This is a genomic window from Pseudarthrobacter sp. PvP004, from assembly GCF_017876035.1.
In the GTDB taxonomy this organism is placed as follows: domain Bacteria; phylum Actinomycetota; class Actinomycetes; order Actinomycetales; family Micrococcaceae; genus Arthrobacter; species Arthrobacter aurescens_A.
Window position 1 is genome coordinate 1 of the sequence record NZ_JAGINL010000001.1, and the last position, 18,662, is coordinate 18,662.

At 62.7% G+C, this 18,662-nt stretch carries 18 protein-coding genes; 12 read left to right on the forward strand and 6 right to left on the reverse strand.

The genetic code is table 11. The annotated features are described in order from the left end of the window. The first annotated feature begins 171 nt into the window (after nucleotides 1–171). The 4 genes from J3A64_RS00005 (at nucleotide 172) to J3A64_RS00020 (ending at nucleotide 2,178) form a co-directional block, all read left to right on the forward strand. Nucleotides 172–774 carry a type II secretion system F family protein gene (locus tag J3A64_RS00005; protein ID WP_210063351.1) on the forward strand — a complete coding sequence of 201 codons (603 nt, stop codon included), beginning with the start codon at nucleotides 172–174 and terminating at the stop codon, nucleotides 772–774. Between the two features lie 242 nt (nucleotides 775–1,016). Further along, on the forward strand, nucleotides 1,017–1,436 hold the full coding sequence (locus tag J3A64_RS00010; RefSeq protein ID WP_011775966.1) for a DUF4244 domain-containing protein: 420 nt from the start codon (nucleotides 1,017–1,019) through the stop codon (nucleotides 1,434–1,436). Then, nucleotides 1,433–1,819 carry a TadE family type IV pilus minor pilin gene (locus J3A64_RS00015; RefSeq protein ID WP_210063352.1) on the forward strand — a complete coding sequence of 129 codons (387 nt, stop codon included), beginning with the start codon at nucleotides 1,433–1,435 and terminating at the stop codon, nucleotides 1,817–1,819. Before J3A64_RS00010 ends, J3A64_RS00015 begins: the two co-directional genes overlap by 4 nt. Continuing rightward, nucleotides 1,816–2,178 (forward strand): Rv3654c family TadE-like protein, encoded by a 363-nt coding sequence (locus tag J3A64_RS00020; RefSeq protein ID WP_210063353.1) that lies wholly within the window; start codon nucleotides 1,816–1,818, stop codon nucleotides 2,176–2,178. The genes J3A64_RS00015 and J3A64_RS00020 overlap by 4 nt, the downstream gene beginning before the upstream one ends. A gap of 49 nt (nucleotides 2,179–2,227) precedes the next feature. On the opposite strand, the gene J3A64_RS00025 is transcribed toward J3A64_RS00020, so the two are convergent. Together J3A64_RS00025 and J3A64_RS00030 are read right to left on the reverse strand one after the other, a co-directional pair. Further along, entirely contained in the window at nucleotides 2,228–4,570 is a 2,343-nt protein-coding gene (locus J3A64_RS00025; protein ID WP_210063354.1) for a DEAD/DEAH box helicase, read from the reverse strand. An 83-nt stretch (nucleotides 4,571–4,653) separates the two neighbouring features. Beyond that, a complete protein-coding gene (locus J3A64_RS00030; RefSeq protein ID WP_043471474.1) occupies nucleotides 4,654–5,346 on the reverse strand; it encodes a GNAT family N-acetyltransferase in 693 nt (230 codons plus the stop codon). A 147-nt stretch (nucleotides 5,347–5,493) separates the two neighbouring features. Between J3A64_RS00030 and J3A64_RS00035 the strand changes: the two genes are divergently transcribed. Then, the gene (locus tag J3A64_RS00035) at nucleotides 5,494–6,390 is read left to right on the forward strand and encodes a rhodanese-related sulfurtransferase (RefSeq protein ID WP_014922676.1); all 897 of its coding nucleotides are present in this window, start codon (nucleotides 5,494–5,496) and stop codon (nucleotides 6,388–6,390) included. An 8-nt stretch (nucleotides 6,391–6,398) separates the two neighbouring features. Here J3A64_RS00035 and J3A64_RS00040 read toward each other — a convergent pair whose 3' ends face one another. Next, nucleotides 6,399–6,929, reverse strand: a complete 531-nt coding sequence (locus tag J3A64_RS00040; RefSeq protein WP_043806302.1) for a DUF6023 family protein — start codon at nucleotides 6,927–6,929, stop codon at nucleotides 6,399–6,401. 64 nt (nucleotides 6,930–6,993) lie between these two features. Continuing rightward, on the reverse strand, nucleotides 6,994–7,437 hold the full coding sequence (locus tag J3A64_RS00045) for a hypothetical protein (protein WP_167532111.1): 444 nt from the start codon (nucleotides 7,435–7,437) through the stop codon (nucleotides 6,994–6,996). Between the two features lie 128 nt (nucleotides 7,438–7,565). Here J3A64_RS00045 and J3A64_RS00050 point away from each other — a divergent pair, with 128 nt between their 5' ends. The 7 genes from J3A64_RS00050 to proC all read left to right on the forward strand — a co-directional run bounded on the left by J3A64_RS00050 (nucleotide 7,566) and on the right by proC (nucleotide 16,471). Then, the gene (locus J3A64_RS00050) at nucleotides 7,566–9,215 is read left to right on the forward strand and encodes a methyltransferase (RefSeq protein ID WP_043806638.1); all 1,650 of its coding nucleotides are present in this window, start codon (nucleotides 7,566–7,568) and stop codon (nucleotides 9,213–9,215) included. Next, complete coding sequence (locus J3A64_RS00055; RefSeq protein ID WP_011775957.1) at nucleotides 9,212–9,922, forward strand: helix-turn-helix transcriptional regulator; 711 nt, start codon at nucleotides 9,212–9,214, stop codon at nucleotides 9,920–9,922. Before J3A64_RS00050 ends, J3A64_RS00055 begins: the two co-directional genes overlap by 4 nt. Nucleotides 9,923–10,046: 124 nt before the next feature. After that, entirely contained in the window at nucleotides 10,047–12,770 is a 2,724-nt protein-coding gene (topA, locus tag J3A64_RS00060) for a type I DNA topoisomerase (RefSeq protein ID WP_011775956.1), read from the forward strand. Nucleotides 12,771–12,836: 66 nt separating this feature from the next. After that, nucleotides 12,837–13,271, forward strand: coding sequence for an SseB family protein (locus J3A64_RS00065; protein WP_011775955.1), 435 nt, complete (start codon nucleotides 12,837–12,839; stop codon nucleotides 13,269–13,271). A gap of 89 nt (nucleotides 13,272–13,360) precedes the next feature. Beyond that, nucleotides 13,361–14,485, forward strand: coding sequence for a Ppx/GppA phosphatase family protein (locus tag J3A64_RS00070; protein ID WP_043806300.1), 1,125 nt, complete (start codon nucleotides 13,361–13,363; stop codon nucleotides 14,483–14,485). Between the two features lies 1 nt (nucleotide 14,486). Then, nucleotides 14,487–15,320, forward strand: coding sequence for a sugar phosphate isomerase/epimerase (locus J3A64_RS00075; protein ID WP_011775953.1), 834 nt, complete (start codon nucleotides 14,487–14,489; stop codon nucleotides 15,318–15,320). Between the two features lie 320 nt (nucleotides 15,321–15,640). Then, complete coding sequence (proC, locus tag J3A64_RS00080; RefSeq protein ID WP_011775952.1) at nucleotides 15,641–16,471, forward strand: pyrroline-5-carboxylate reductase; 831 nt, start codon at nucleotides 15,641–15,643, stop codon at nucleotides 16,469–16,471. An 11-nt stretch (nucleotides 16,472–16,482) separates the two neighbouring features. Here the strand turns inward: proC and J3A64_RS00085 are convergent, their stop codons facing one another. Continuing rightward, nucleotides 16,483–17,121: a TrkA family potassium uptake protein gene (locus tag J3A64_RS00085; RefSeq protein ID WP_011775951.1), complete on the reverse strand. Its 639-nt coding sequence runs from the start codon at nucleotides 17,119–17,121 to the stop codon at nucleotides 16,483–16,485. 40 nt (nucleotides 17,122–17,161) lie between these two features. Further along, entirely contained in the window at nucleotides 17,162–18,595 is a 1,434-nt protein-coding gene (locus J3A64_RS00090; RefSeq protein ID WP_011775950.1) for a TrkH family potassium uptake protein, read from the reverse strand. Between the last annotated feature and the right edge of the window lie 67 nt (nucleotides 18,596–18,662).

Consider the following 18,662-nt stretch of genomic DNA (forward strand, 5'->3'; position numbering starts at 1 on the left):
GTGGCTCCCGGTATTCGGGCTCGGACTGGGGATGGCCTTGGGCGTGGACCCTTTGGGGATCTTGCTGAACAACTTCCTGGGTGTCGCCGCGTTCGCGGCCGGACTCCTCCTGACAGTGGCGGGCCGGATTTGGTCCTCGCGGCTGGTTGCTTCTGCTGCTGGAGGCCACTGATGTCCGGAGCCCCGGTGCTGTTAATAATCGCCGTCATGGCGCTGGCCGCCATCCTCAACTTCGCGCCACCCTCGCGGATGAGAGCGCGTTTGCAGCCGTTGCATCCTCGGACCAGGGACCCTGAACCGCTTCACGAGCCATCCGGATCAACCCCTGACGTAGTGACTGACGGACTTCGCGATACGGCAATGATGCTGGAGTTGGTGGCCTCGATGCTCGACGCCGGAGCTGGAATCGGGCGGGCCCTGGAACTCATCGCAAAGTGTGCCTCACCCCCCATCAGGCAATCGCTCCGACCCGTTGTTGCCGCACTGGCCATTGGTGCCGACTGGGAGACTGCCTGGCGGACGCCCACCAGGCAACCGCCCGAAGTAGTCCGCCTCAAGGATGCTTTGGCCTTCGCAGCCCTGACGGGTGCGCCGTCGGCTTCCATCCTCTATGCACAGGCCGCGAGGGAACGGCGAGAGCAGTTCCGGGCCGCGGAGAAGCGGGCGGCTGCCTTGGGCGTGAAACTTGTGGTTCCTTTGGGTCTCTGCTCCCTTCCGGCGTTCATCTGCCTCGGCATCGTCCCCGTCCTGATCGCCATGCTCCCCTCAGGCTGAAATGCGCAGAGATAAGAGATACCTGAAGGCGGAGAAGAACGTTTCAGAAACGCCCGGTACATCCAGTGCCGGGCGTTTCGTGCTGAAGACTCGGTGCTTCCATAGCCACATCTTTCCCTCCACATCGGGCCGGAAAGGCGGGGTTATCCACTTGCTGGAATCGCCATATTCCGGGCCACTCCCAGTCACGGAAGAGTCGATTCTGTCGGCAGACCCGCCGCCACTCTTGAAAGGAACCCACCATGAAAACATTGTCCACTGCGCTTCCTGACATTCTCGGTGATATGCCCCGGGATCGACCGGCTCCCGTTGTAGTCCCGAAGGCTCCCTCCGCTGAACCGGTGACAACCCGGCAGTATGAGCTCTCCGAGTACGAGCTTGAACATGACGACCTCGAGCGATTCGATCTCGAGGACGAAATCGGGCAGTTCCAACTGGGATTTGACGATCTTGAGGAGTCCGAGGACGGGCCACTTACAGACGATGGCTTCTGGGCAAGGACAAGGCTCATCGGCTCTGAAGCGGGCATGGCCACCGCCGAGTACGCAATCGCCACCCTTGCCGCTGTTGGGCTCGCGGGCCTGCTTGTGGTCATCCTTCGGAGTGAGGAGGTCCGCGGCTTCCTGCTCAACCTGATCCGTACGGCCTTGTCCTTGCCATGACGGAAGCGCTGCCTGCCCGCGGGAGAACGTCCCGGAATGAAACGGAACGGGGCGCTGTCACTGCGGAGTTCGCCGTCGCCTTGCCGGCCGTTGTGTTGCTCCTTGCATTCCTGCTGGCAGGCGGCGCCGCGGGTATTACCCAACTGCGGTTGGAGGAAGCGGCGAGGGCGGGGGCGCGCGCATCGGCCAGGGGTGAGACTTCCAGCTCTGTGGAAGGCATCGTCAAGCGACTTGCCGGGGAGGGCGTCAGCTCGTCGCTGACGAACGACGGCGAGTGGCTGACAGTAACTGCTTCGGCACCAGTAGGCGGAGCCTTAGGCCCGTTGGTCCCATGGACTCTGAGAGCCTCGGCGTCAGCGCCGGTAGAATTGGGTACCCCGTGAGAAAGTTCCGGAAAAACACCCAGCGTGAGCGAGGATCCGGAACCGTGCTCGCCCTGGCATTGGGGGCGGTGGTGATGGTGCTGCTCCTTGGACTGCTTCTCCTGGCACAGGCTGGCGTGATGGCATCCCGGGCCGCGTCGGCGGCTGACCTTGCAGCGCTTGCCGGAGCAGATGCTGCCCGCGGCCTGACCTCCGGTGACCCATGTGCCGTGGCAGGAGGCGTGGCCGGGAAGCACGATGCGAAGCTCACGTCCTGCGCGGTAGCAGGCGGGGACGTGGTGGAGGTCGGCACTGAGCTGGCATATCCCTTCCAGTGGGGCGTCGCCACCGGACACTCCAGGGCGGGACCTCCTCCGTAGCAAGGCCAGGCACACCGGCTTCGTGCAGGACGGGTTGGTGCCAGGGAATCTAGCTGGCGTCCTTCAACAAGACGTCCAGGAGTGTGATGGCGGCTGCCTTGTCCAAGGGGTTGTTCTTGTTGCCGCATTTAGGGGACTGAACACAGGACGGACAGCCGGCATCACACTCGCAGGCCTTGATGGCTTCGCGGGTGGCAGTCAGCCATATCTTGGCTTTCTCAAAGCCCCGCTCAGCGAAGCCGGCACCACCGGGATGGCCGTCGTACACAAAGATGGTTGGCACGCCGGTGTCGGCATGCAGTGCTGTTGAGACGCCACCGATGTCCCAGCGGTCACTGGATGCCACCAGGGGGAGGAGCCCTATGGCAGCATGTTCGGCCGCATGCAGCGCCCCGGGGAACTCCGCTTCCACCAATCCGGCTCCGTGCAGCGACCGGTTGTCCACCACGAACCAGACGGCTTTGGTAAACAGGTCCCGGGCTCCCAAATCGAGAGGTTCCTCCCCGAGGATCTCGTTCGAAATCAAGGCCTTGCGCTGAAAGGAGACCACCTGGGTAGTTACTTTGACGTCGCCGAAATGCACGGTGATGTCACCCCACTGGACCGAGCGGGACGTTTCAAGGACTTCGATCTGGGTCACATCCCGTGCCGTGGTGTAGAAGTCCGGATTTACCCGGCGCACCATGACGCAGTGATCGGCTTCGTTGAGGTCTTCCACCAGGTAGCTGTCGCCTTGGTGGACATAGATGGCACCCGTGTGGGCCTGATAGTGGGTTTGTGGCGAGTCCATGGTTCCCAGAAGGGAGCCGGTCTCGGCGTCGACGATGCTCACCGGTCCACCTCCGTCCGCCCGGAGGTTCACCATCCCGGCAGCACTCTCCGGGTGGGTCCAGAACCACCCAGCCGGCCGCTTTCGGAGGTATCCCTGGACCACCAAGCGGTCCAGAAGGCCCTCAGCTGTAGGCCCGAAGAGATTGAGTTCCGCAGGTCCGATCGGCAACTCGGCGGCCGCCGCGCATAAGTGCGGGCCAAGGACGTAGGGGTTGCCCGGATCAAAGACGGTTGCTTCCACGGAAACGTCAAAGATGGCTTCCGGGTGGTTCACCAGGTAGGTATCCAGAGGATCGTCGCTGGCCACGAAGGCGGCAATGGCGTCCTGCCCCGCCCGCCCTGCGCGGCCAATCTGCTGAAAGAGCGAGGCCCGTGTGCCGGGCCAGCCTGCCACCAGTACGGCATCCAGGCCCGAAATGTCGATGCCGAGTTCCAATGCGGATGTGCTGGAGACTCCCAGCAGCTGGCCGGACCTCAAGGCCTGCTCCAAAGCCCGACGTTCCTCAGGCAAATATCCGGAACGGTATGCGGCCACCCGTCCGGGAAGGCTGGGATCCACTTCGTCCAGCAGTCTCTTGGTGATGGATGCAATGGACTCGGCGCCGCGACGCGACTTGATGAATGCGATGGTCCTTACTCGCGAGGAAACGAGGTTGGCCAGGATGTCCGCGGTCTCAGCTACGGCCGTCCTCCGCTGCTTGGCGCCGTTCTCACCTTTGACGTCCGTCAAGGCGGGCTCCCAGAACGCCACTGTGGTTGAGCCGTGAGGAGAGCAGTCTTCGGAAACTTCACGCACGGGAGCGCCGATGAGCCGCCCAAAGGAGACCCCGGGATCGGAAGCTGTGGCGGACGCTGCAATGAATACCGGCTCGGGGAAGGACGTCCCCGCCCCGTAATAAGCGCAGATCCGGCGGAGGCGCCGCATCAAGTTGGCCACATGCGAGCCGAAGACACCGCGGTAACTGTGTGCTTCGTCAACGATCACATAGCGCAGCCGTCGGAAGAACCGGGCCCACCACGTGTGGTTGGGGAGGATGCCGAAGTGCAGCATGTCCGGGTTGGCCAGGATGAAATTGGCGTGGTCACGGATCCAGCGCCGGGACGAGACGTCGGTATCGCCGTCGTATGTTTCTGCCCGGACAGTAGGCAACTTCAGCGAGCGGATCGCTGCGAGCTGGTCTGCTGCCAAGGCCTTGGTGGGGGACAGGTAGAGGGTGACTGCGCCGTCGTCGTGGATCTTTCCGGGATCGGACAGGACCCGCAGCTCGGAACGGTGTATCGCATCCAACGCGGGCAGTTGATAGGCGAGTGACTTTCCGGAGGCAGTTCCGGTGGCGATGACTACGTGCTGTCCGGAATGGGCCAGATCTGCCGCCTGGATCTGGTGCCGGTACGGCTGGTGGATGCCGAGGGTACCGTAGGCTGCCACAACGTCCGGGTGGACCCAGTCGGGCCAGGGCTCGTTGACCGCCTTCCGGGCCGGGATGGTGTGGACATGGCGCAACTGCTCAGGGTCCGGTGTCCGGCCCAGCAAGGAGATCAAGGAATTCGGTGCAGCCACCGAATCATTCTGTCACTGTGCGGGCACGCCAACGGCGGCGCCCTGGAGCGCCGCCGTCGGGCTTGGCTGTTAAACGGGAGTTTCTACGCTCCTGACAGGTCCGATCCTTCGGTGCCGCTGGACATCATGAGGACGTGGCACACCACGTCCCATCCCAAGTGGGAGTAGAGCTTTTGGCCGTCCAGCGATGCCAGGAGCAGTCCGTTTTCAACATCGTGCGCAAAGGCTTGGGCCGCGAGGGCCTTCATGATGAAGCTTCCCAGGCCACGGCGCTGGAAATCGGGTTCAGTGACGATCTTGTCAAAAACAGCGGTGCCGTCGACGACGTAGACCCGGCCGCTGGCAGCAACCCGTTCACCGGAGTGAACCACCGCATGATGGACGCCGTTGGATTCCGAGGTTGCAAGTTCAAGGTCATCGTCAGGAAGCCAAGGGTCCTCGGAATCCTGGGTTTCCATGTCCACGATCATCATGGTCTGTGAGGCTGACGTCACCGTGAGTCCGCGCTGTTCAGCAAGGTACTTGTACCGTTGGACATCGTTGGTGAGGACCGTCAGGATCCGGGTTGGGGCTTCTGCGGTCTTCTCCGCCAGGGCGGCGAACTCTTCATCCGAAGGGTCATGGGCGAAATACTCCCAATCACCGGTTTTGTCGGCGCGAAGCGCGGCAGGGAAACGTCCCTCTTGGCGGGATTCATAGCCGCGGCAGCCGGACCAACCGGCTACCCAGACTTCCAAGAGGTGCGCAATGTCTTCAACCAAGGCGTCTGGACTCATGTAGAGAGAGTATGCCAGCGCACCATGAAGCAACAGAGCCATGTCAGCCCCGGGATGGTTGCTTATGGAATTGTGACTTACCGCTGGCTGCCCTGCCCCGAGCGACCCCGAGCGACCGGATTCTACTGCACCAAGTACCCTTTAATAGTGGCTCTGAACCGAATTGTCCTCTTCTATGGCTTTACCCCGATCGCCGACCCCGACGCCGTGCGTCTATGGCAGCGTGCCCTGTGCGAAAAACTGGGCCTCACAGGCCGGATCCTCATCTCGAAGGACGGCATCAACGCCACGGTGGGCGGCGAGCTCAACAATATGAAGCAGTACGTGAAGACCACACGTGAATACAAGGGTTTTCACGACATCGACTTCAAGTGGTCCGAGGGAGGCGCCGCAGATTTTCCGCGCCTCAGCGTCAAAGTGCGCGATGAGATTGTGTCGTTCGGTGCGCCCGGTGAGCTGAAGGTGGACGCCAACGGCGTGGTGGGCGGCGGAAAGCACCTCCAACCCGAGGAACTGCACGCACTGGTGGATGCCAAAAAGTCCAGTGGCGAAGACGTAGTGTTCTTCGACGGGCGCAACGCGTTCGAAGCCCAAATCGGCAAGTTCAAGGACGCAATCGTCCCGGACGTGGACACCACCCACGATTTCATTAAGGAACTCGATTCGGGCAAGTACGACTCCCTCAAGGACAAGCCCGTTGTCACCTACTGCACGGGCGGTATTCGCTGCGAAGTGCTGTCCAGCCTGATGGTCAACAGGGGCTTCAAAGAGGTGTACCAGTTGGATGGCGGGATCGTCCGCTACGGCGAGACGTTCAAGGACAAAGGTCTCTGGGAAGGCTCACTGTACGTTTTCGATAAGCGCATGCACGTCGAGTTCAGTGAGGAAGCAAAAACCATCGGTGAGTGCGTCCGCTGTTCCGCGCCCACCAACAAATTCGAGAACTGCTCAAACCTCAGCTGCCGTACGCTGACCCTGTACTGCGGGGAATGTGCCTCCAGCCCGGAAACGCTCCGCTGCCCCGGAGGCTGCGAAGCCGCCTGACATCCGAGTCAGAGCCGGCTCACCCGATAGGCGAAGTTGGCGTCCGACCTGGAACCCACCGTGATGGACAGTATGGCGTCCTTCTCCAGCTGGACCACACTCACGCGGGCATTGGCGCACCCAAGGGTAAGGTCAACCAGCTCGGCCTCGCCCAAGGCCACCTTGAATGTCACCCGTCGGGTGCCCCGGCAGGCCAGTGTCACCGCGTACGTCCCACCCGGCAACTGCACCGTTTGCTCGGACTTGGACTCGCCGGGATTGAGGTAGCCGTTGCTTGAGTAAAACGACTGCCCCTGGGACTCAGGCAAGGCCATCTTCGCCCACTCTTCCAGCGCCTCACCAGTGACGGTCTCCTCCAGTGCCGGATCCGGGGGGAGAACCACATTGCCGGCTGTGGAAGTAGGGCTGGCGTCCGGCCTTCCGCCGTCGTCATAGGTATATTCGCAGGCCGATAGGCTGCCGCTCAGCACAACAAGGATGACGACGGCGGCCCTCGCCAGCCGCTGTGGCATCACCGAGCGAGCTGCCTTGCTGCCCATGCACTGACTTTACGCCCGTGCTGCCACCGGCTGAAGGCCTATCCGGGCAGGTGCCGGAGCAATCCTAGGCGGCCGCGGAAACCACGTGGTAGGCGAAAATCAGCGGAGCGTCGACGCTGCTCGTCGAGATGCTGAGGGGACCGGCTCCGGGAACCTTGATCTTCACCACATCAAGGCTTCCATTGCATGCTGCGGCGGCGTCCGTGATCTTGTTGCCGCCCGAAGAAACTGCAAAGTACGCTTTGCCGCCCCCATCGCACGCCATGGTGAGTGTGTAGCTTCCTGCCGGAACATTCGCGGATTCCTTGACCAACGGGTCCCGGTTGAGGATCTTGCCGGAGTCCTCCAACACCACGCCACTCGCCGCGGGGAGGACCTTTTCCTTCCAGGCAGGAACGTCGGCATCTTCGATATTGACCGGTGCCTGGCAGCCGCAGACTCCCAGCAGCGCCGCAGTGGTGATGGCAACAAGGCCCGCGCGGCGCCTTGTGGAGGAGAAGTTGAGCATGAATCCAACGCTACCGGGTTCCCGCGGGGAGCTTTGTCCACCCATCGCGATTGCCCGCCCGCCGCCAGTATCCACATAGCGCGATTCCAGGATCCAAAAGCGCAGTGCGCCGCCCCTACACTTGCAAGGTGACTGACACAGCTTCCTCCTTTACCTCCGGCAACACTGACGATGCTCCCCGCAGCGACCGACCCGAACTGCTTTCGGCGCTCGCCGCGGACCTTCGTGCGCTCTCCTACACGGTGGATGGTGTGGCTGAACTCCTGGGGACCTCCGCCTCTGAAGCGCTTGGAAGGGACCAGCTCATCCCTGCTCTGCTGGCCAGCGAGCGGCTCATGGACTCCCAGGACCCCGCCCTCCGATCGCCGGCAGTTGTCGTTCGCCTCTGGTTGTTGGCCGTTCCGCAGTCCGTGGCAGACATCGATTCCGCGCTCCCCGGCATTCGTTCGCAAGGACTTGCGGAGCTGGGGCTGGTCACAGTGGATTCAGGGGTGGTCAAGGCCAAGGTGGACCTGCGCCCTTACGGCTGGGACGCCAACACCGATGGCAGCGGCGGCGCGGAACTCTGGGTCGCCAGCGACCTCGCAGCCCACCAGCAGCCGGGGGTGCTGAGGCATGACCATGTCCTGGGGATTGGACGTGCCTCTACAACGCTGGTCCAATCCACGTTCAGGAAGCACACCAAACGTGCGCTGGATGTGGGGACCGGATGCGGAATCCAAACGTTCCACCTGCTGCACCACTGCGAGCACGTCACCGCCACGGATATCTCCGAGAGGGCACTCGCGTTCACCCGCTTCAACCTCCTGCTGAACGCCGCTGAACTGGAGCTGGACCCCAACCACCTGGAGGGCCGGGTGAGCCTGCGGCTGGGATCGCTCCTTGAGCCGGTGGCAGGGGAACAGTTCGGTCTGGTGGTATCAAACCCTCCGTTCGTGATCACTCCGCGAACGGGTGGCGAATCGTCGTCGGAGCAGTTCACATATCGCGACGGAGGGCTCCCCGGCGACGACATCGTCGCCTCCCTCGTGCAGTCGCTCGCTGAGGTCCTCGAGGCCGGCGGTACGGCTCAAATGCTGGGTAACTGGGAGGTTACCTCTGGTACCGATTGGAAGGACCGGCCCCAGGCATGGCTCCGCGACTCAGGTTTGGACGTCTGGTTCATCCAGCGGGAGCAGGTGGGTCCTGAGCAGTACGCGGAGACATGGCTTCAGGACGCCTCGCAGAATCGCGAAGGCCAGCAATACAAGGAGGCTTACGCCGCCTATCTGGATGACTTTGCTTCGAGGAATGTCCAAGGCATTGGCTTCGGCATGATCTGGCTGCGCCGTCCGGAGTCACCGTTCGGGGCCATCGTCAGCCGCTTCGAGGAAATCACCTATCCGATCGAGCAGCCAATCGGGCCGCATGTGGGTGCAGCCGTGGAACGGGCCGACTGGGTGGCGGCACATTCGGTCCCGGAGGCACACTTGGTGGTAGCCGAGGACGTTACAGAAGAACGGCATCAACGTCCCGGGGCTGTTCATCCCGGCGTCATCCTCCTGCGGCAGGGCGCCGGCCTTCGCCGGACCAATCTGCTGAGCACTGAACTCGCCGGGTTCGTCTCCGCCTGCGACGGCCAATTGTCGGTCCGGCAAATCGTCTCGGCCTTGGTATCGCTCCTTGGTGGGGGAGATGACTTCGATGAACAAGCTTTCCGCGAAGGGCTTGTCCGCGACGTTACCAACCTGGTCCTGGAGGGGTTCCTCCTTCCGGACCCGGCGCAGGTCAGCGCATGATCCGGGGTGCCGCACCACACTCATCAACTACCGGACCTCCGGGAAGTGACCCTGACTACACTGATGAAGTGACTGCGAACAACGAAGCATCCCAAGCGTCAGGCGACGTTCCTCGGCGGAAGCGTGCCGAGAAGACGATTGAGATCACGGATCCCAAGGCTATCCGTGCCTTGGCGCACGCCGCCCGGATTGAGGTGATCTCTGAGCTCTACGCCACACAGGTCAGCCACACAGCCACCGAACTCGCTGCCAGAACGGGTCTGACGCCCAGCGCAATGAGCTACCACCTCCGGGCCCTGCAGAAGTGGGGGATCGTGGCGCCTGCGGAAAACGCCGGCGATGCCCGGGAGCGCCGCTGGAAGGCGGCTGGAACGGACTTCACTATCTCGGGAGGCAGCGTCGCCAGCCCCGAGATCGCCGTGGTGGACCTTGAACTCGATGCCTTCCGGCGCCGGGCCTCGGCCTTCGCCAAAGCCCGCGGTGAGCGCCGGCAACGGGGGGAGACGGGAGAAGAGCCGGCAGCGGTGGTCCTCTCCAGCAACCTGCTGTACCTGACCAACCCCCAGCGCAGGGAACTCTTGGACAGAATCCGCGCAGTTCTGCGGGAGTACGAACTCGAGGATCCCACCCGGATACCGGAAGGTGCTGAACGTGTGGCAACCTTGTGGTCAATGATCCCGGACGACCGCGTAGCGCCCGGTCAGTAACAGCCCGCCCGGGTCTTCGATTGTCCGTCCTGGTTCCGCGCCAAAACGCAGGATTCTGCAAACTATGGTGAACTAGGCCAATATGGGCACCAGCCCAATTACACATTTTTTCTGTAGGAGCACCGTGCCCAGCAAGGCAAAAACCGGCAAGAAACTCGTGATCGTGGAGTCTCCCGCCAAGAGCAAGACCATCGCCAAGTATCTTGGCGAGGGCTTCATCGTCGAGGCTTCGATCGGCCACATCCGGGACCTCCCGCAGCCATCGGACCTCCCTGCCGAACTGAAGAAGACCTCGCTGGGCAAGTTCGCCGTCGACATCGAAAACGACTTCAAGCCGTACTACGTTGTCTCCCCGGACAAAAAGAAAAAAGTCGCCGAGCTCAAGGCCCAGCTGAAAGACGCTGATGCACTTTATCTCGCAACTGATGGGGACCGCGAAGGTGAAGCCATCGCGTGGCACCTCTTGGAGGTCCTGAAGCCCAAGGTTCCCGTTTACCGCATGACCTTCGGTGAAATCACCAAGGAAGCCATCCACAGGGCCATGGATAACCTGCGCGATGTTGACACCGCTTTGGTGGACGCCCAGGAGACGCGTCGTATTCTTGACCGCCTTTATGGCTACGAGATTTCCCCTGTCCTGTGGCGCAAGGTGGCCCGCGGACTGTCGGCCGGCCGTGTCCAGTCTGTGGTGACCCGCATGGTGGTTGACCGCGAACGTGAACGCATGGCTTTCCGGGCAGCGTCCTACTGGGACCTCACGGGCCAGTTCGGTTCAGACTCGGGTTCTTTCAAGGCCAAGCTTGCGGCCGTGGACGGTTCCAAGGTTGCCAGCGGCCGGGACTTCAACGACAACGGGCAGCTGACGTCCTCCACGGTGGTGCACCTCAACGAGGAACTGGCCACATCCTTGGCTGCAGGCTTGGAAAACGCCGAATTCCGCGTCCGCTCCGTAGATACCAAGCCGTACACCCGCCGCCCTGCCGCGCCGTTCACCACGTCCACGCTGCAGCAGGAAGCCGGCCGTAAGCTCCGCTTCTCGTCAAAGAGCACCATGCAGGTTGCCCAGCGCCTGTATGAAAACGGCTACATCACCTATATGCGTACAGACTCGTCTGCCTTGAGCGATGAAGCACTCACGGCAGCCCGCCGCCAGGCTTCGGAGCTTTACGGTCCCGAGTACGTGCCCCAGAGCCCCCGCGTTTACGCCAACAAGGCTGCCAACGCCCAGGAAGCGCACGAGGCCATCCGTCCCGCGGGAGACTCCTTCCGCACTCCCGCGCAGGTTGCCAAGCAGCTGAGCGGCGACGAGTTCCGCCTGTACGAGCTCATCTGGAAGCGCACAGTGGCCTCCCAGATGGCTGACGCCAAGGGTTCTACTGCCACCATCCGCCTCGGCGCGGTAGCCGCCGACGGCCGCGACGCCGAATTCTCCGCCTCCGGTACGGTCATCACTTTCCCCGGCTTCCTAGCAGCCTATGAAGAGGGCAAGGATGAGAGCCGCGGCGACGAGGAATCCGATGAAGCGCGTCGCCTCCCGAACGTTGCCAAGGGCGATTCCCTGACGGCTTCGGACATCCTGGCTGTCGGCCACGAAACATCGCCGCCGCCGCGTTACACGGAAGCATCGCTGACCGCTGAGTTGGAAAAGCGGGGCATCGGCCGCCCGTCCACCTACGCCTCCACCATCTCCACCATCCAGGACCGGGGCTACGTCCGCAAGCAGGGCTCCGCCTTGGTTCCCAGCTGGATCGCGTTCTCCGTTATCCGCCTGCTGGAGCAGCACTTTACGGACTACGTGGACTACGAGTTCACGGCTGACATGGAAGGCGACCTGGACAAGATCGCCAACGGCCAGGCCGTGGGCGCCGCCTGGCTCAAGCACTTCTACTACGGTGAGGACGCAGACCCCGGACTGCTGAGCATCGTCAACAACCTCGGCGAAATCGATGCCCGCGAGATTAACTCCGTGCCCATCGCCGAGGGCATCACGTTGCGCGTGGGCAAGTTCGGCCCGTACTTGGAAAGCTCCATCCCCACCTTGGATGCGAAGACCGGTGAAGTGGTTGAGTCCGCAAGGGCCAACGTCCCCGAGGAACTCGCCCCGGACGAACTCACGGCGGACAAAGCCAAAGAGCTCATGGAGACCGCGGCCCCCGAGGAACGGGTCCTGGGAACCGATCCCCACACCGGCCACACCATCGTTGCCAAGAACGGCCGCTACGGGGCTTACGTCACCGAGATCATCCCTGAGATGACCGAGGAACAACTGGCCAACCAGCCGGTGGAATATTACAAGAACGGCAAGCCCAAACCTCCCAAAAAGCCCGTGAAGGCAAAGCCGCGCACCGGTTCGCTGTTCAAGTCCATGACCGTGGATACGGTCACCTTGGATGAAGCCCTCGCGCTCATGAGCTTGCCCCGGGTCCTCGGCGAGGACGCGGACGGCAACCCCATCACAGTGCAGAACGGCCGCTTCGGCCCGTACCTGAAAAAGGGCACGGACTCCCGCTCCATCGGTTCGGAAGAGGAAATCTTCACGATTACCTTGGAACAGGCGTTGGAGATCTACTCGCAGCCCAAGCAGCGCGGCGCCCGTGCCTCCGTGCCGCCGCTGGCCGAGTTCGGACCGGACCCCGTTTCCGAGAAGAACATTGTGGTGAAGGAAGGCCGCTTCGGCCCATACATCACTGACGGCGTCACCAACATCACCGTCCCGCGCTCAACGTCACTCGAAGAGCTGACCCGGGAACGCGCCGTCGAACTTTTGGCAGAAAAGCGTGCCAAGGGACCGGTCAAGCGGACCACCACCCGCAAGGCGCCGGCCAAGAAGGCAACAGCCAAAAAGTAGTCACCATGACGGCCGGGACAGCACTCGCGAATTGCGTCCCGGCCGGCATCGTGGTCGAGTAGAACCATGACTGAACAGACGGTTTCACCGGACAACGAACCCTTGAACGACCTCGAGGCGAAGCTCGCCTCGGCCGAACAGCCGGACGCGAACCCGGTGGACGTCATCCTCGCTTTCCTGAACAACGAGGTCTACCTCGTCAGCTCGGAAGCTGTGGATGGCCCGGACTCCTCAGTGGAGCCCCTGGTGCTCTCCAACGCCGACGGCCAGCCCGTTCTGGCCGTATTCAGCCACCCGAGCCGCGTCGATGAGCGTTTCCTCGACGCAGCCCCCCACGTCCTTGGCACCATGGGGTCAGCCATCCTCGGCAACATCGGCGATGAACTGGGCATGGTCATCAACCCCGGAAGCGAATTCGGCTTCGAAATCGACCCCGAGGGCATCGCGAATATTCGCCGCGACTTCAAGCGCGCCGACGAAGCCGGGGAGTCCGCCGAATAGGGCCCGCCCAAGCTGTCGGTAACCATTCCGTCAGCGAAACGTCGTCGCCAAGTTGCTTCACGGGCTTCGAATCGGTGAATAATGGCAGAATGCGTCTTGGCGTTCTCGACATCGGGTCCAACACCGTCCACCTCTTACTGGTGGACGCTCATCCCGGCGCGCGTCCGGTAGCTTTCGCTTCCCACAAGCGCCCGCTTTCGCTGGTGCAGTACCTCGACGGGGATGGCAACATCAACGACGCCGGCCAGCACGAGCTCATCGAGTTCGTCCTGGAGGCCTGGGAGTTCGCGGCCAGCCACAAGGCGGAAGACCTCCTGGCTTTCTGTACCTCGGCCATTCGCGAAGCAACCAACGGCCCCGAGGTTCTGGCCCGCGTCAAGCACGAAACCACGGTGACCCTCCAGGAACTCACCGGCAGCGAAGAAGCCTCCATGACGTTCTTCGCCGTACGCCGCTGGTACGGATGGGGTGCAGGTCCCATCCTTGACCTGGACATCGGGGGCGGCTCCTTTGAAATGGCATACGGAACCGATGAACTCCCTGAGTACGCCACATCCGTTCCCCTGGGCGCCAGCCGTTTGACGCGGGACTGGCTCCACGACGATCCGCCTACCGCGAAGAGCGTGAAGGAACTGCGGCGCTACATCCGGTCAACGCTGAAACCGGTGGTCCGTGACTTCCACCAGTTGGGCCGGGCCAATCTGGTGGCCGGCACGTCCAAAACGTTCCGCTCCTTGGCACGGATCGCCGGCGCAGCGCCCAGCGCTGCCGGACCGTACGTGAAACGCGAGCTCCACGCAGCAGACCTGGGGCTGTGGGCACAACGGATTTCCGCCATGACGGTGGAAGACAGGTTGTACCTTCCCGGCGTCTCCGATGCCCGCGCCCGCCAGTTGTTGGCAGGCGCCCTGGTTGCCGAAGCGGCCCTTGAGCTCTTCGAGTTCCCCAAGATGGAGATTTGTCCCTGGGCCCTTCGCGAAGGACTGATCCTGCGCCGCCTGGACCAGTTGGTCTTTGAGGAAGCCCTGGATCCGGCGCCCCATGTGGGGAAGCGCAAGAAGGACAAGTCCAAGAAGAAGGCAGCCAAGGAAGCCGGCAAGGCTTCCGAGCAAGAAGAAGAGCCCCACCCGGGCTTCAAAGAATTCCCGGTCCCTGTCAACACACCGTCCCCAACACCCATCCCAGCCCCCGTGGCAGGCGGGCTGGCCTCCTGAGATGAGCAACGACGTCGAACCTGAAGTGAATGACCGCCAAATTCCCGTGGCGCTCTCCAGCGCATCCGTGTACCCCCTGAGCGTCCACGACGCCTTCGCAGTGGCGCAGGACCTGGGCTATGAGGGTGTTGAGGTGATGGTCACCAACAATGCGGTGAGCCAGAACCCCGACGCCCTGGTCCAGCTCAGCCACCGGTATCACCAGGAGATCGTCTCCATCCATGCGCCTACCCTGTTGTTGACCCAACAGGTGTGGGGTACGGCGTGGAACAAGATCGAGAAATCCTGTCAGATGGCCGCGGACGTCGGATGCGACACCGTGGTGGTCCACCCGCCGTTCCGCTGGCAGTCCAACTACGCGGAGAACTTCGTGGAGGGCGTCCGTGAAATCGCCGCGCGGTACCGGGTGCGCATCGCCGTGGAGAACATGTACCCGTGGCGGGTCCGTGGCCGGGAGGCCGTGGCGTACCTGCCGCACTGGGACCCTTTGGGCCAGGATTACGACGACGTCACGTGGGACTTCTCGCACGCCGCCACTGCCGGGGCCAACAGTCTGGAAGCCATCAAAGCACTCGGGAACAAGCTCCGGCACGTCCATCTCACCGACGGCTCAGGATCCGGCAAGGACGAACACTTGGTGCCCGGCACCGGAACGCAACAGTGCGCTGATGCCCTGCAGCACTTGGCAGCAACGGGGTTTGACGGCGTAGTCGTGGCCGAGATTTCAACCCGTAAGGCAAAGGTAGCGGGGGAGCGCGAGGAAATGCTCGCCGAAACCCTGCGTTTTGCCCGTCAGCACCTCAGCGTCCCGATGCTGCGAAGCGTAGACAACTAACCGCCGTCGAGCACCGCACGCGCTTGTTCGCCCGTCCCGCCGATGAACGGTGTGTCAGGCGAACAAGCGCGGGTTTCGTGCGGTCCGCGCTCGTTAAATGCGAAAGCACCGGCGGCCGAATCGGGAAATGGGGGAAAACCCGCCCGGCCACCGGTGCTGCTGGCGGACATCCCCATGCCCGCCTTCATCACTCGCACCCTCAATGAGGTAACTACTAAGTTACGGACCAAGAATGAGTGCTGCCTGCAATAACCTTGGGAGCAAGCTGGGAATCTGGAATTCGTTAGACCCCGTCCAAGGCCAACTGCAATGATGGACCAATGAGCAACCGAATCGCATTCCTTGGCTGTGGATCCATGAACGAGGCAATCCTGGGGGGCCTGCTTGCCGCAGGGACGGACCCGTCAGACATCGTTGCCACTGTCCGCCGTGCAGAACGCGCCGATGAACTCGCGCAGCGCCACGGGGTTATGGCCATCGCAGGCGAGGAGGAGCCGGACAACAACAAGCTTGCCAGCAAGGGCTCCAGCATGGTCATCCTGGGCGTCAAGCCGGTGGGCATCCTGGACCTGGCGCGGGAGATCAGCCCCGCGCTGGGGAAAGACACAATTGTTGTCAGCGTCGCAGCGGCAGTGTCCATCGCCCAACTCGAAGCTGCGCTGCCCGACGGACAGCCGGTGATCCGCACCATGCCCAACACGCCTGCAAGGCTGGGCCGCGGCGTCATATCTGTCTCCCCGGGTACTCATTGCACGCCCGAGCAGCTCGAAAAGGCGAAGAAGGCGTTGGCTGGCGCCGGCACCGTGGTCCAGATTCCTGAAGAGCAGGTGGACGCGTTGTCTGCGATCAGCGGTTCCGGCCCGGCCTACGCGTTCTATCTGGCCGAGGCCATGGCTGCGGCCGGAGTGGAGCTGGGCTTGGACGAAGAGCTGTCCGTGATGCTTGCCCGTGAAACCGTTGCCGGCGCAGGCTTCATGCTGGCCGAACCGGGAGCAAACCCCTCGGCCCTCCGCATCGCCGTCACTAGCCCGAACGGCACCACCGAGCGGGCCATCGCGGCCTTCGACGACGGCGGCATCCCCAAGATCATTGCTGACGGCGCCCGCGCGGCAGCAGCCCGGGCAGCAGAGATCACCAAGCAGCTCGGCTGAGCTCCAAGAGACTACGGCCGCGCTGCGAAGCGCTCCAGCAGGTCCACGTGTCCGGACACGATCAACATGTCGTGGCCGGACACTTTGGTTTCCGGCCGGGCGTACGTGAAGTCCTCGCCCGGGGTTTTTACGCCGACGATCGTCACGCCATATTTTGAGCGCACCTTGGATTCCTCCAGGGTGAAGCCCACCGTTTCCTTGGGCGGGTACATCTTAACGATCGCGTAGTCGTCGTCGAACTCGATGAAGTCCAGCATTCGCCCGGACACCAAGTGGGCTGCGCGGACACCGGCGTCGGCCTCCGGGTAGATCACGTGGTTGGCGCCGATCCTTGTGAGGATTTTGCCGTGCGAGGGCGTGATGGCCTTGACCCAGAGGTGCTGGATGCCCAGGTCCACCAGGTTCACAGTGATGAGCACGGAGGACTCGATGGACGTACCAACACCCACCACCGCGGAGCTGAATTCCTGGGCGCCGAGCTGGCGGAGGGCATCGATGTTGGTGGCATCGGCTTCCACGACGTGGGTGAGCACAGGGGCCCATTTTTGGACCAGAGTGCGGTCGCGTTCTATAGCCAGGACTTCACGGCCCTGCTTGACCAGCTGCTCAGCGGTGGCGGATCCGAACCGGCCGAGGCCAATGACCAGCACTGGTGAGTTGTGGGCGGGGCGGTTGGCGGCCCCTGTGGTACTAGCCAATGATTGGCCTCTCTTCCGGGTAGTGGTACAGCTGGCTGCGCTGGCGCAGGGCCAACCCTGCCGCGAGGGTTACGGTGCCGACACGGCCGGCGAACATCAGTGCGGTGAGGACATAAACGCCCGACGGCGGCAGCTCGGCACTGAGGTTTGTGCTCAGTCCCACGGTGGCAAAGGCGGAGATGGATTCGAAGAGCACGCGGTCCAAGGATGCGCCGCTGATGGAGAGCAGCAGGAATGCCGCCACGGACACAAGGGTGGCTCCTGCGACGATCACCGAGATGGCAACGCGCATGGTGCCTTGTGGAATGGTGCGCCCGTAGACCTTCACGTCGGCGTCGCCGCGGGCTTCAGCCATGATGGCCAGGAACATGACGGCGATGGTGGTCACCTTGATGCCGCCCGCCGTGGACGCCGATCCGCCACCGGCAAACATGAGGGCGTCGGTGAGGAGCATGGTGGTGGACTCCATGTGGTTTTGGTCCACCAGGTTGAATCCGCCCGAGCGGGTCATGACTGAGGCGAACAGTGAATGGATCACTTTGTCGCCCATATCCATGTGGCCGATGGTCCGCACGTTGTCCCACTCCATCAAGGCCCACAGGACCGTGCCTGCTGCGAGCAGGATGAAGGAGACCTGGATGGTGAGCTTGGTGTGGAGGTTCCACTTTTTCCAGTTGAGCCCGTTCTGCTGGAGCACCATCACCACAGGGAAGCCGAGGCTGCCCAGAAAAACCCCCAGCATCAGGGGGATCAGGATCCAGAGGTCGGTCTCGTAGGGGACGATGCCATCTGAGTGTGGAGTGAATCCGGCGTTGTTGAACGAGGAAATCGCATAGAAGACGCCGTGCCATACGGATTGCCAGAAGTCTTCGCCGAGCAATATGAAGCGTGGAATCAGTGCCAGGGCCAGGGCTGCCTCAATGACCACCGACGTGACGATGACGATCCGCAGGAGCGTACCAACCTCGCCGAGCCTGCCCGCGTTGTTCATGGCTTCCTGCGCGATGAGCTTGCCGCGCACACCCAGCCGTTTGCTGACCATCAGGGCCAGCAAGGAAGCAAGGGTCAGGGTGCCGAGACCGCCAACGAAGATGCCCACGAGGATGACCAGCTGACCAAAGAAGGTCCAGTGCGTGGCTGTTGAAACTACTGTCAGTCCTGTGACACAGACTGCGGAGACGGCCGTGAACATGGACTGGTGCAGGGGCGTGACTGTGCCGGCCGTGGAAGCGGCGGGCAGGGACAACAACCCGGTGAAAATCAGGATCACCACGGCAAAGACGGTCAACGCCAGACGGGCAGGTGAGGTGTTGGCAATGTTGTCAACGAAGTCGCGCACGCGCGTAAAGATCCAGAGACCTTCCCGCTCCTGCTGGTTGGGTTGCCAGTTGGTCGGGCTCGTGGACCGCGACTGGCTTTGAGACATGGCGCTCTTCCTCGGTTGAACAAGCTTTCCTGAGTAGTAAACCACTATTCCTGCGGCGTAACCGGGC